11 protein-coding genes are annotated in these 12125 nt (G+C 56.1%); 8 read left to right on the top strand and 3 right to left on the bottom strand.

Translation table 11 applies throughout. The features are described 5' to 3' along the window. Positions 1 to 25 precede the first annotated feature (25 nt). Both RBB77_RS20590 and RBB77_RS20585 read left to right on the top strand, forming a co-directional pair. Positions 26 to 505, top strand: coding sequence for a MarR family winged helix-turn-helix transcriptional regulator (locus RBB77_RS20590; protein ID WP_353063584.1), 480 nt, complete (start codon positions 26 to 28; stop codon positions 503 to 505). Next, the gene (locus tag RBB77_RS20585; protein ID WP_353063583.1) at positions 502 to 2130 is read left to right on the top strand and encodes a chloride channel protein; all 1629 of its coding nucleotides are present in this window, start codon (positions 502 to 504) and stop codon (positions 2128 to 2130) included. Before RBB77_RS20590 ends, RBB77_RS20585 begins: the two co-directional genes overlap by 4 nt. Before the next feature lie 208 nt (positions 2131 to 2338). Here the strand turns inward: RBB77_RS20585 and RBB77_RS20580 are convergent, their stop codons facing one another. After that, positions 2339 to 2749 carry a lysozyme inhibitor LprI family protein gene (locus RBB77_RS20580; RefSeq protein WP_353063582.1) on the bottom strand — a complete coding sequence of 137 codons (411 nt, stop codon included), beginning with the start codon at positions 2747 to 2749 and terminating at the stop codon, positions 2339 to 2341. Between the two features lie 419 nt (positions 2750 to 3168). Continuing rightward, the gene (gene der, locus RBB77_RS20575) at positions 3169 to 5085 is read right to left on the bottom strand and encodes a ribosome biogenesis GTPase Der (protein ID WP_353063581.1); all 1917 of its coding nucleotides are present in this window, start codon (positions 5083 to 5085) and stop codon (positions 3169 to 3171) included. A gap of 106 nt (positions 5086 to 5191) precedes the next feature. Between der and RBB77_RS20570 the strand changes: the two genes are divergently transcribed. The 5 genes from RBB77_RS20570 (at position 5192) to RBB77_RS20550 (ending at position 10618) form a co-directional block, all read left to right on the top strand. Further along, positions 5192 to 7240, top strand: coding sequence for an ATP-dependent DNA helicase (locus tag RBB77_RS20570; RefSeq protein ID WP_353063580.1), 2049 nt, complete (start codon positions 5192 to 5194; stop codon positions 7238 to 7240). A 42-nt stretch (positions 7241 to 7282) separates the two neighbouring features. Beyond that, positions 7283 to 9085 carry a glycoside hydrolase family 13 protein gene (locus RBB77_RS20565; RefSeq protein WP_353063579.1) on the top strand — a complete coding sequence of 601 codons (1803 nt, stop codon included), beginning with the start codon at positions 7283 to 7285 and terminating at the stop codon, positions 9083 to 9085. Positions 9086 to 9169: 84 nt separating this feature from the next. After that, positions 9170 to 9415, top strand: a complete 246-nt coding sequence (locus RBB77_RS20560) for a hypothetical protein (protein WP_353063578.1) — start codon at positions 9170 to 9172, stop codon at positions 9413 to 9415. A 113-nt stretch (positions 9416 to 9528) separates the two neighbouring features. Continuing rightward, a complete protein-coding gene (gene queD / locus RBB77_RS20555; protein ID WP_353063577.1) occupies positions 9529 to 9909 on the top strand; it encodes a 6-carboxytetrahydropterin synthase QueD in 381 nt (126 codons plus the stop codon). Positions 9910 to 9934: 25 nt separating this feature from the next. Beyond that, complete coding sequence (locus tag RBB77_RS20550) at positions 9935 to 10618, top strand: 7-carboxy-7-deazaguanine synthase QueE (protein ID WP_353063576.1); 684 nt, start codon at positions 9935 to 9937, stop codon at positions 10616 to 10618. A 6-nt stretch (positions 10619 to 10624) separates the two neighbouring features. Here RBB77_RS20550 and RBB77_RS20545 read toward each other — a convergent pair whose 3' ends face one another. Further along, positions 10625 to 10867, bottom strand: a complete 243-nt coding sequence (locus RBB77_RS20545; protein WP_353063575.1) for a hypothetical protein — start codon at positions 10865 to 10867, stop codon at positions 10625 to 10627. A gap of 89 nt (positions 10868 to 10956) precedes the next feature. On the opposite strand from RBB77_RS20545, the gene RBB77_RS20540 reads away from it, so the two are divergent. Then, on the top strand, positions 10957 to 12051 hold the full coding sequence (locus RBB77_RS20540) for a purine nucleoside permease (protein ID WP_353063574.1): 1095 nt from the start codon (positions 10957 to 10959) through the stop codon (positions 12049 to 12051). The last annotated feature ends 74 nt before the right edge of the window (positions 12052 to 12125 follow it).

The following is a 12125-nucleotide window of genomic DNA, read 5'->3' as shown; positions in this document are numbered from 1 at the left end:
TATCGTAATACGATATAATTTCGATATGGCGAAACCTCTTCCAAACGAAGACCGACAAAGACTGCAGACCCTGGCAGAATTTCGATACACGCTCCGGCAGTTTCTTCAGTTCAGTGAACAGCGCGCTGAGCAGGCCGGTCTTCATCCCCAACAACATCAACTGCTTCTACACCTCGCCGGAGCTCCTGACGATGTCGAGACCACGGTAACGTATGCCGCCGAAAGACTAGGACTACGCCATCACACCGTCGTCGAGCTCAGCAATCGCTGCGTCGACGCTGGGTTGATCTTTCGCAAACAGGCTGCGTTGGATCGCCGTCGAGTATTGCTGCAGGTTACGCCAAAAGGACAACGAATACTACAGGCTCTGTCGGACGATCATGAGCGTGAGCTGTACGAACTGGTTCCCAGGATGGTCCGCGCACTGACGACGATTCGTAACTCTCACCGACTCAATGCTGGCGAAGAGGCAAGCCCCGCTGCGACTAAAGGAAACTCCAAATGAAGTCAGAACCATCTGCTCTACGAGACTTCACCGTTGACCGAAGGGTATGGCTGCTCTCAGGAGTCTCGATCGGAATCGGTGCCTGTGCGACAGGACTGGCTGTCCTGCTGCTGCGCCTGATTGCTCTCTCTACCAATCTGTTCTACTACCATCGGTTCAGTACTGATGCGATCTCCCCCGCTGGCAGTCCACTGGGACACTGGATGGTCGTGGTGCCTGTAGTCGGCGGCCTTATCGTCGGGGTCATGGCCCGGTTCGGTTCGGACAAGATACGCGGGCACGGCATACCCGAGGCCATCGAAGCGATTCTGCTTCACCGTGCGAAGGTCGATCCGAAGATAGCAGTGCTGAAGCCGGTCTCCGCCGCAATCGCGATCGGATCAGGCGGACCGTTTGGAGCCGAGGGCCCCATCATCATGACAGGGGGAGCTGTCGGGTCGCTGATCGCGCAATGGATGCACGTAACCGACGCAGAGCGGACAACCCTGTTGGTAGCCGGAGCCGCAGCGGGAATGTCGGCCACCTTCGCGACTCCCGTGGCCGCGATCCTTCTCGCCGTTGAGCTGCTTCTCTTCGAATGGCGGCCACGCAGCCTCGTTCCAGTCGCCATCGCGAGTGCAACCGCGGGCCTCCTGCGTGTCTTCTGGCTGGGTGCGGGACCGCTGTTCCAGATGCCCGTTCTCAGTGGAACTCACCGCATTGCCTTTGCCTTGGGTGCTTTGATGCTGGGTGCTTTGCTGGGGCTGGTATCAGCTGGAATGAGCCGCCTGATGTATGCATTTGAAGATCTCTTCGAGCACCTTCACGTTCACTGGATGTGGTGGCCCGCAATCGGAGGAATCGGGATTGGAGTCGGAGGACTGTTCTTCCCGCGCGGGCTGGGCGTAGGTTACGACAACATCGCGGAGCTGTTGCATGGCAACGCCACCATCGGTCTCATCGTTGGAATCCTCATTGCAAAATCGCTGATGTGGGCCTTCTCCCTCGGGTCAGGAACATCAGGCGGTGTGCTGGCGCCCTTGTTGATGATTGGTGGCGCAGTCGGCGCGATGGCGGGACATCTGGCCCACGCATCGGTCGAAGCACAGGCGTTCTGGGCACTGATTGGTATGGGATCAATGCTCGCAGGTGCCCTTGGCGTTCCTCTTACCGCAATTCTGTTCAGCCTGGAGGTCACGCATTGCCTGCCGGCGCTCCTCCCGCTCACCATGGCTTGCATCGCTTCGTACCTTGTGACGTCGCTGCTCATGCCGCGATCGATCCTCACCGAAAAGCTCAGCCGTCGTGGGTACCATCTGACCCGCGAATATGGCGTGGACCCGTTGGAGTTGGTCATTGTTCGAGAGCTGATGTCTCCCCTGAGCGTTTCCGCGCCGGTTCTGGGAGCGAATGCCAAACTCTCCGAGTTCTATGCGTATGCGGACGGAACCGCGCGCGGAGCCGCTGAGATCATGGCTACGGAAGGTCTGGAAACCTTGATGGTCATCGATCGCGCCACCAGGCAGGCCTGCGGAACGATTTCGCTCAGCGACCTGTTACGCGGACGAGTCCGAACGGTAGAGCGCGAGAACGAACGCCTAAGGCTGTTTGACCATGTCCCGGCAGAGAGCGGCGGCCACAATTGATCGGATCGATACCGAGTAAATTCTGTCAAGCCCCAAAACGCATGAAACCCGCTCCAATCAAGGAGATTCGCGTGGCGTATTAGTTCTGTGCAAACTGCTAAAATTGAAGTATGAATTCAAACAAGCCCTGGCCCAAAGGCCGGGGCTTTGTCTTTATAAGAGGGATGCTATGGACCAACGGCAACAATGTATCTGACTCGCCCTTGCTTCACTTGGAATTTGCGATAACCCAGCCATAGATCGTCTTCAGATCCGCTGTTCGCTGGCCTGTTAGTTCTTCCAGGCAAGCTGAATAGGCCGGAGCTGACGCAGTTCCACCGCTGTAGAGGCCGCTCTCTGCCGTACAGGTTGCGTCTCGAAACTGTATCCAGATACGTTGCGCCACTTTTAGCCGTTGCAGGTCGTCCGGTTGTAATACCTGGGATATCTGGCCGTACAACTGATTTAGTCCGCTATCAGCTGCTTTGTATGCTTTATCGAAGCAATTTTCCATGGCTACAGTTACCGCAACGTTCCGGCAGGGCGCGCTTGGGGAGTTCATGTGCTGGGCTGTGCCGATGGAGTCGAAACAAAGGAAGGCTGCAAGCAAAAGCAGCCAGAAGCGGACAAGGCTGATCATAGCTGAACGATAACAAACGCTCAGTCGACTTCTGTTCGACCGAGCGTGAAATACGACAGAGAGTTAACGCGGGTGCAAAGGCATAAATATACTTACCTCAATCTTCGACTCAGGGTTTTCGCCGAGTTTTCTTGTCCAGATAATTCACGCCGATCACGACGAGTAATATCGGAGGAAAAATTACTAAATCTTCCTTTCCGTAATGTCTCGGAAACTGAAGAATTGCAAGATCTTGAGGATTCATAGAGTTGGGTTAAGCAAGTATATTTATACCGCCGCAAAGTATTGAAAAGAAGTATTTTAGCCGTAAACCATTTAGATACAATATTTTGCAGCGACTACGCCTCTGTATGTCGAAGAAAACAGGAGGCTTGGGGATAAAATACCCCCCGGGGGGAGGGGGGTACCTCGGTAAATAGCTATTCCGTCTTCTTCTTGTTTCGCGCCTTGATTTTGAACCAGATCGGGCTTCCGATGAACCCAAAGTTTTCGCGAATCTGGTTGCCCAGGAATCGCTCGAACGAGAAGTGCATCTTCACATCCTTGTCGGTGAACAGCACGAACGTCGGAGGAGCGACCGCGGCTTGCGTCATGTAGTAGATCCGAACGCGCTTGTTCATCGGCACACTCGCCTTCTGGAAGTCCACCTTCTCCAGAAACCGATTCATCTGCCCGGTGGTCACGCGCTTGCGTCGCTCGCGCGCGACCAGTTCCACCTTCTTGAAGACTTGCTCAATGTTTTTTCCATCAGCCGCAGAAATGAACAACAGGGGAGCATATTCGAGATACTTCAACTTGTCTCGAACGTCCTGCTCATAGAGCTTTTGGTCCGCCGGAGGTTTGCCATCAAACAGACGCATCCCATCCTTGCCGGTGCGGGTCATCAGATCCCACTTGTTCACCACGATAATCACGCTGCGACCACTCTCATGCGCATAACCGCCAATGTTCGCATCAAGCGCCGCGACGCCCTCTGCCGCATCGATGATCAGCAAAGAAACATCCGCCGCTTCAAGATGCTTCCGGGCCATGATGACCGAAAGCTTCTCGGCCATCAGCTTCGTCTTGCCCTTCCTGCGGATTCCCGCAGTATCGACGAATCTGAAGCTGTGCCCATCCCTCTCTACGACCTCATCCACCGCATCGCGAGTCGTTCCAGCAATCGGCGAAACGATCGCTCGCTGCTTGCCAGTCAGAGCATTCAGCAGCGTGCTCTTGCCTACATTCGGACGCCCAATGATGGCAATCTTCGTCTCACGACTCTCATACTCGCCATGCGACCGAAGCATCCTCGGACGTCTCGGCGCAACAAGATCAGCATCTTCGGAGACGAGCGCAGCTCCAGGAGCAACCGAATAGTCCGGCCCGGTTTCGTCCTCCTCAGCCTCGTCGTTCTCCGTGAGCATTGCCTCCGGCTCTTCGATCACCTCAGCCTGCTCCGGGAGAACCTCAAACACCGCATCCAGAAGATCGCCGATGCCAGAACCGTGCTCCGCCGAGATCGGCAACACATTTCGGAAACCCAATCGCCGAAAGTTCTCGGCTTGCGACTGCATCGCATCGGTATCCATCTTGTTGACCGCGAGAAATACTGGCTTACCGCCGCGGAGAAGCAGACGAGCAAGTTCGAGATCTGGCGAAGCCAATTCTGTCCGCCCGTCGACCACCATCACAATGGCGTCCGCTTCTTCGAGCCCAACCTTTGCCTGCCGGAAGATCTCCGCTGGAATCAGCGCTTCATCATCAGGCACAACTCCGCCCGTATCGACGATCCTCGCATCGCGTCCCATCCATTCGATCTCGCCGTAGATGCGGTCGCGCGTAATCCCTGGCTCATCGCCCACAATCGACCGTCGAGAGCCCGTCAGCCGGTTGAACAGGGTGCTCTTACCGACATTTGGTCGACCACAGACCGCTATCAGTGGCAGGTCACGAGCATCTGCACTCTCGGTCTCGGTGACCATCTGCGAAGCCAGCAGCTCAATATCGCGCCAGTCTTCCTCACGCCCGTCCATATTCGACGACCGTGGCGTCTGTCGTCCCACAATCCCATCGGCTGGCCTCACCTGTTTCACCCGCGGAGCTGTGCCCTTCGGCGTCTTTGCCGAAGTTGCCCCATCTGTGCGTATCGCCTTTCGCCGTTCACGTTCTGGAGACTGCTTTGTGATCCGCGAGGCTTTATCCGCCGCTGCCCGCTTGGTCGAAAGGACCTTCCGCTTCCGAGGATCCACCGCCCCGGTCGTGGGCGTAGCCTTAGGAGCGCGCCCCTTCTTCGGTCGCGTAGACGCCTGCCTGTGCTTCTTGCCTAACCGCTTTCTGTCGTCTCGTTGCGCCATTGATCGTGCCTTCTCCCGGGCACCGGAGCGCCTTTCCTATTATATGGAGCCTTGCTCATTCACTCCGAAGGCTCCCCGTCCGACTATCATGGGATAGCCCTACCTGATGTCTACAGTCTCCCCCATCTCGATCACACCGGCCCCACCTGAGAAGCTGCCGAATCTCCGCGACTTCTTCGCTCAAGGTGGAATACTTTCGCGGTCTACCCTGTCGTTTGAATACCGTCGCGGCCAGTACGACATGGCAAAGGCCATCGAATCAGCATTCAAGGAAAAGCGCCATCTCATCGTCGAAGCCGGTACTGGGACCGGGAAGACCCTTGCTTATCTACTGCCGGCTCTGCGTCTAGCACGCGAGCGAAACCAGCGTGTCATCATCTCCACCGGCACCAAAAACCTGCAGGAACAGCTCTACTTCAAGGATGTCCCGTTCCTTGAGTCGCTGCTCGGTCCGCTCAAAGTTTGCTACATGAAGGGGCGCGCCAACTACCTTTGCCGCAATAAACTCTATGCTCTTCGCGATAATCCGCTCCTCAACGGCCTGGAAGAGATCGACCAGTTCCACCAGATCGCCATGTGGGAGAAGGTCACGGACACCGGCGATCGCGCAGAGCTTGACCACCTACCCGAGTCCTCCGCCCTCTGGCATAAGCTGGACGCCCGCACCGAGGTCTGCCTCGGTCAGTCGTGCCCAGACTGGGAGCGCTGCTTCGTAACCGCGATGCGCCGCAAGGCCCTCGAGTCGGACATTGTCATCGTCAACCACCATCTATTTTTCGCCGACCTCAACATCAAACAGCAGGCCGCTGGGGCGCCCGACGCAGGCATTCTTCCTGAAGCTGCCTGCGTGATCTTCGACGAGGCACACGAGCTCGAAGAGGTCGCCTCCAATTACTTCGGCATTGGACTCTCGACCCAGCGTATCGACGAACTTACCCGCGATGTAGAAATCCTCCTTAAAGCAAAACAAGCTAGCAGCAGCGCGATCGAAAGTGCTTGCGCCACCCTCAAAGACCACTCCCGCATGTTCTTTTCGGTCCTTCCGGCTGACTCTGGTGGTAGTTTCAACGGCGGTGGTCGCATGCCATTTCTCCACCGCGAAGCCTTTCTGGAAGAAAGTGGCGACACTTACATTGCGACCAAGAATGCTCTCACCCGTCTAGAGGGCGAACTCGATCTCCTCAAGAACGTCGAAGAGTCCTCGGGCCTTCGCAAACGCACCGCCGACATTCGCGCCCACCTCACCTTTCTTCTCGAGTCTCCCGACCGCAACACGGTCTTTTGGATCGAGCGACGTGCTGCGGGTGGTGTTCGTAACGTCGCTCGGAGTGCACCCTACGTGAGCTTCCACACCCATCTCCAGGCCACGCCCATCGACGTCTCAGAACTGCTTACCACGACCCTCTTTGACATCTACAACTCCGTCATTCTCACATCTGCGACGCTTACGGTCTCAGGTGGCTTCGATCACATCCGTAAGCGCCTGGGGCTCCATACCACCCGCGAACTCATCGTTCCTTCGCACTTCAATTATGAGAAGCAGGCTCTTCTCTATCTGCCGCCCAATATGCCTGATCCGCGCGAGCCAGATTTTCCAGAGCGCGCCGCAGAGCGCATTCGTCGCGTCCTCGAGATCACCAAGGGGCGGGCTTTCTGCCTCTTCACAAGTTACTCGCAGATGCGGAATACGTACGAGCGACTGCTTACCGAGCTTCCGTATCCTTTGCTGCTGCATGGCTCCGCTCCTCGCCACGTTCTATTGCAGCAGTTTCGCGATACCCCTAACGCCGTTCTCTTCGGCACCTCGAGCTTCTGGCAGGGAGTCGATGTGCAGGGTGAGCAACTATCTTGTGTCATCATTGACCGCCTCCCTTTTGCTGTTCCCTCCGACCCTATCGTCGAAGCTCGCATGGAAGCTATCGAAGCTCTCGGCGGCAAGCCTTTTTTTGACTACCAGATCCCTAACGCCGTCATCACGCTCAAACAAGGTTTTGGCCGCCTGATCCGCTCGCTCAACGACCGCGGTGTACTCATGCTCCTCGATCCACGCATCCAGCGCCAGCGCTATGGCCGGATCTTCCTCGAATCCCTCCCGCCCTACCGCCTCACACAAGATATTACCGACGTTGAACAGTTCTTTGAGCATCCCACTTAGCACCAGCTTGACGCGTCAGAAACTTGCGTAGACCATAGTCCGGTGAAGACTCCCTCTCTCGCCGCCTTCCTGCTTGCTTTCGCCGTCCTCGCGCCTGTGCCAATCCAGTCAGAAACCGCTGCCCCTGCTCCTGCGGCCGCCCTCGTCAATGGCTACAAGCCGACTTGGTGGAAAGAGGCCGTTGTCTATCAGATTTATCCGCGGTCCTTCAAGGACTCGAACGGCGATGGCATCGGAGACATCCCAGGAATTACCTCCAAGCTGGATTACCTCCAGCATCTGGGCGTCAACGTCATCTGGCTCAGCCCCCATTACGACTCGCCCAACGCTGATAACGGCTACGACATCCGGGATTACCGCAAGGTCATGGCCGAGTTTGGAACCATGGCTGACTTTGACACGATGCTCGCAGGCATCAAACAACGTCACATGCGCCTCATCATCGACCTCGTCGTCAATCACACCTCCGACGAGCATCACTGGTTCGTCGAAAGCCGCAAATCGAAGGACAATCCCTACCGCGATTTTTACTTCTGGCGCGACGGCAAACCCGGCCCGGCAGGACCCGACGGGAAGCCCACGCTGCTCCCACCGAACAACGATCCGTCTTTCTTCTCCGGCTCCGCCTGGCAGTTCGATCCCACCACCAGTCAGTACTACCTTCACTACTTCGCAGTAAAACAACCCGATCTGAACTGGGACAATACCAAAGTTCGCGAAGAGGTTTACAGTCTGATGCGCTTCTGGCTCGACAAGGGCGTTGACGGCTTCCGCATGGACGTCATACCCCTCATCTCGAAGAATCCAGCCTTCCCCGACCTCACTCCCGACCAGCTCCATAATTATGGCAATGCCTACGCCAACGGTCCCCACATGCACGAGTACCTTCAGGAGATGAATCGTAACGTTATGGCGAAGTATGACGTCATGACAGTAGGCGAAGCCCTCGGTATCTCTCTCGAACAGACTCCACTTATCGTTGGCGACGACCGCCACGAACTCAATATGATCTTCAACTTCGACGCCATCCGCTCTAACCGCGTCGGACGCGGCTTCAAACCCACAGACCCTCCCACTCTCAAAGCTATCTACACCCGCCATGCCGAACAACTCGATGCCCACAGCTGGGACACAGTCTTTCTCTCCAACCATGACAACCCGCGCCTTGTCTCGACCTTCGGCGACGACTCCCCCGAGTTCCGCGTTCCCTCCGCCAAGCTTCTTGAGACCATGCTTCTCACGTTGCGTGGCACTCCCTTTCTCTACCAGGGTGACGAACTCGGTATGACCAACTATCCGTTCAGGACGATCGCAGACTTTGACGACATCGAAGTAAAAAATGCCTACAAGGCGGACGTCGTCACCGGCAAGATACCCGAAGAGACCTTCATCGCGAACCTTCGCCACACGAGCCGCGACAACTCCCGCACACCCATGCAGTGGGACTCTTCCGCTAGCGGGGGCTTCACCACCGCACCCAAGCCCTGGCTCGCTGAAAACCCAAACTACACCCAGATTAACGCGGCTGCCGAGGTCGCTGATCCAGACTCGGTCTATAACTACACCAGCAAACTTATCGCTATTCGTCACGCTCATCAGGCCTTCATATACGGCGACTACAAGGACCTTGATCCCGATAACAAGGCCATCTTTGCATACACTCGTACCCTGGGCACAGAGCGTTACCTCGTCGTCCTCAACTTCTCCAAAGTTCCCGTCGCCTACGCGCTGCCCGGCGCCCTCAAGGCCGAGTCTCTTGTCCTCTCGAACCTCGCGACCAGCGAGCAAAATACGAGTACGCTTCATCTTGCTGGTTGGGAAGCCCGCATCTATAAAGTGCAATAGAGGCGATGGTCCTCGCTCCGCCGCATCATAACGCGCCTCGCACTAAAGGCCGATGCTCGTCTCGCCGTAAAATAAATTATCCGCATGGGACGCAACCTCTTCATTCTCGCTGGCAGCCTAGTCCTGTTCGCCTTCATCTCTTGTGGCGTTGCTTACACCAATATCGCCCAGCAGCCCGGTTCGCCTGGCGATGCCTCTCTCTGGCGTACTATGGGCCTCGGTCTCTTCGTCGTGGGCCTGCTTGTTGCGCTCGCTGGCATTCTTTCTTCGCTCTTCGAACAGGCTGAACGACGTGCCGAGGAAGATCGCCGCGCGAAACGCCGCCGCTAGCCCCGTATCGCCACGCAAAACGGTACAATCGAAGTGAGGCTGCCGCCACGTCCCCAGCCCACGCTCACCCCTCCAGACGCGGCCACTGAAAGATCGAAGGGATTCCCAGACTCATGTTTGAAATAACCGTAGAAGCCGGGTTTTCTTCCGGCCACTACCTCCGCAACTACAGAGGCAAGTGCGAAAACCCGCATGGCCACAACTACAAGGTCTTCGTCACCCTGATCGGAGAAGAACTCGATGAAGCTGGTATGCTCCTCGACTTCAAGCTACTTAAGCAGGTAATGCGCCCCACTGTCGACTATCTTGACCACTTCATGATCAACGACCTGCCCCCCTTCGACAAGGAGATCAATCCCAGCGCCGAGAACCTTGCAAAGTATTTTTACGAACAGACCAGCAGCCAACTCCACGAGATGACTGGCGGACGCGTCCGCGTGAAAGACTGCACCCTCTACGAGACCGACACCAGCTTCGCTCGTTACTACAAATAGTGGCGTTTCGCTAGAGAGACAAGAAATGCATCTAATCGAACTTTATAAATCCGTTCAGGGCGAGTCCTCCTTCGCTGGTCTCCCTTGTATTTTTGTCCGTCTTGCGGGCTGCAATCTCCGATGTGCTTGGTGCGACTCCGAATACACTTTCACTGGCGGTAAACCCTATAGTGCCGATGAGATTGTTGCGGAGATCGAGGGTCTCGCGCCATGCCGCCTCATCGAGTTCACCGGTGGCGAGCCCATGCTTCAGTCCAGAGAGCTACTTCCTCTCATGGAGCGTTTGCTGGCTCAGAACTACACGCTCATGATCGAAACCAGCGGCGAACGCCTTTTGGCTGACGTTCCTAAAGCCGTCCACAAGATTGTCGACGTCAAATGTCCGGGATCAGGTAGTGCAGCCAATAGCTTCCGCATGGAGAACCTCGAAGCCCTCACAAAAAATGATGAGGTAAAGTTCGTTATTTCCCATCGTGAAGACTACGACTTCGCTCGGGACTTCATTCACACGTATCGGCTTCTGGAAAAGGCAGGCCATATACTTCTGAGCCCTGCCTTTAGTAAGGCTCCAAGTCTGCTCCGTACAGCCGACAATGCCACCCTGGATCCTCGCATCCTTGTGGAGTGGATGATGGCTGACGGCATCGACGCACGCTTGTCGCTCCAGATACATAAATTCATCTGGGAACCTATCAAAAAGGGCGTTTAGCTCGAATCAGTTAAGCAAGCCGAGGGAACACACCGCAGCAGCCATCGTGATCAGGACGGCCGTTTCATATCCACTTCCTTTCTTGGTGTGGCTTGGACGCTTCATTTCGACAACCCGACCTCTTTCGCTTTGTCGCTCGCGTTCAGGTAACTTTCGCATTGCTCTTTCACAACACTTGACCAAGGGAATCCAGGCGGCCATCACAACAAAAAAAGCGACGGTCACCACAACAGCAGCAGTATCAGACATTGCAGTCTCCTTCCTTCTAATGCTGGAATAGTGCGTTCATCCATACCCGCGTTACAAGGGGAAGACCGGCGGCTACGCTACCATTACCTATGCGCATTCTTTCTGCCTTTTTTTTGCTCGCGACCATCGCCTGCGCGGCCATCGAAGCTACTGCACAGAACGACCCTCCGCCTCCACAGAAGCCCCTTGAAATCAAAGTAGTCGTTATCAACATGTTCGAGGTCGGAGCAGACACTGGCGATGCGCCGGGTGAATATCAATACTGGGTTGAGCGAGAGCACCTGGACACAGTGCTTCCGTTTCCTGCGGGCTACCACGACCTGCGCCTCAACGAAAAAAGCGGAATACTGGGGGTCCTAACGGGCGTCGGAACTGCTCGCACCGCCGCAACGATCATGGCTCTTGGTCTCGACGCACGCTTCGACTTAACTCATGCCTATTTCCTTGTGGCTGGCATCGGTGGTATGGACCCTCGTATGGGTTCGCTTGGCTCTGCAGTTTGGTCTGATTACATCGTCGATGGCGACCTTGCCCACGAGATCGACGCTCGAGAAATTCCCAAAGATTGGTCGACGGGATACGTTCCGCTTGGTAAATCCACTCCATATGAGCAACCACGCACTGCCCGCTTCGGCGACGATGGAAACGTCTATCACCTCAACCCTGGCTTAGTAGACTGGGCCTTCGCGCTCACTAAGGACACGGTGCTCCCGGACACACCGGCGATGGCTGCTCGCCGTCAACAGTACACCGAAGAGGCGGCTCACCGGCCCCCCTTCGTCCTGCGAGGTGATAATCTCTCCGCTTCGACTTTCTGGCACGGCAAGCTCCTCAATCAGTGGGCTCGCGACTGGGTTAAATATCAGACTGATGGCCATGGTACTTATGCCATTTGCGGCATGGAGGATACCGGCACCCTGCAATCGCTAACGTGGCTTAGTCATGCGCACAAGCTCGATATCAGCCGCGTTCTGGTCCTCCGCACCGCTTCTAACTTCGATCAGCAGCGACCCGGTGCAACCGCCGCGGAAAGCCTTGGCGAAACCAAAATCCGTCAATACAGCGCGTACCTTCCTGCGCTCGACGCTGCTTATCGCGTTGGGCACCTCGTCGTCGATAATCTGGTTGCGAACTGGCAGCAGACTCGAGACCACATACCCACTAGTGCTACCTCGCTAAAATAATCTCTGGAGCGCACACTGAAGATTCTCATTCTCTCCCCACACCGTGATGATGCAGCCTTCTCGCTTTCGCTTGC

Source organism: Tunturibacter psychrotolerans (assembly GCF_040359615.1).
Taxonomy (GTDB): domain Bacteria; phylum Acidobacteriota; class Terriglobia; order Terriglobales; family Acidobacteriaceae; genus Edaphobacter; species Edaphobacter psychrotolerans.
This window is presented reverse-complemented; position numbering and strand designations above follow the sequence as displayed.

Excerpts from the sequence above, each read along its gene's own strand:
- RBB77_RS20570 (WP_353063580.1), top strand. The coding sequence starts at position 5,192 with ATGTCTACAGTCTCCCCCATCTCGATCACACCGGCCCCACCTGAGAAG.
- RBB77_RS20585 (WP_353063583.1), top strand. The coding sequence starts at position 502 with ATGAAGTCAGAACCATCTGCTCTACGAGACTTCACCGTTGACCGAAGG.
- der (WP_353063581.1), bottom strand. The coding sequence starts at position 5,085 with ATGGCGCAACGAGACGACAGAAAGCGGTTAGGCAAGAAGCACAGGCAG.
- RBB77_RS20545 (WP_353063575.1), bottom strand. The coding sequence starts at position 10,867 with ATGTCTGATACTGCTGCTGTTGTGGTGACCGTCGCTTTTTTTGTTGTG.
- RBB77_RS20550 (WP_353063576.1), top strand. The coding sequence starts at position 9,935 with ATGCATCTAATCGAACTTTATAAATCCGTTCAGGGCGAGTCCTCCTTC.
- RBB77_RS20590 (WP_353063584.1), top strand. The coding sequence starts at position 26 with ATGGCGAAACCTCTTCCAAACGAAGACCGACAAAGACTGCAGACCCTG.
- queD (WP_353063577.1), top strand. The coding sequence starts at position 9,529 with ATGTTTGAAATAACCGTAGAAGCCGGGTTTTCTTCCGGCCACTACCTC.
- RBB77_RS20560 (WP_353063578.1), top strand. The coding sequence starts at position 9,170 with ATGGGACGCAACCTCTTCATTCTCGCTGGCAGCCTAGTCCTGTTCGCC.
- RBB77_RS20580 (WP_353063582.1), bottom strand. The coding sequence starts at position 2,749 with ATGATCAGCCTTGTCCGCTTCTGGCTGCTTTTGCTTGCAGCCTTCCTT.
- RBB77_RS20540 (WP_353063574.1), top strand. The coding sequence starts at position 10,957 with ATGCGCATTCTTTCTGCCTTTTTTTTGCTCGCGACCATCGCCTGCGCG.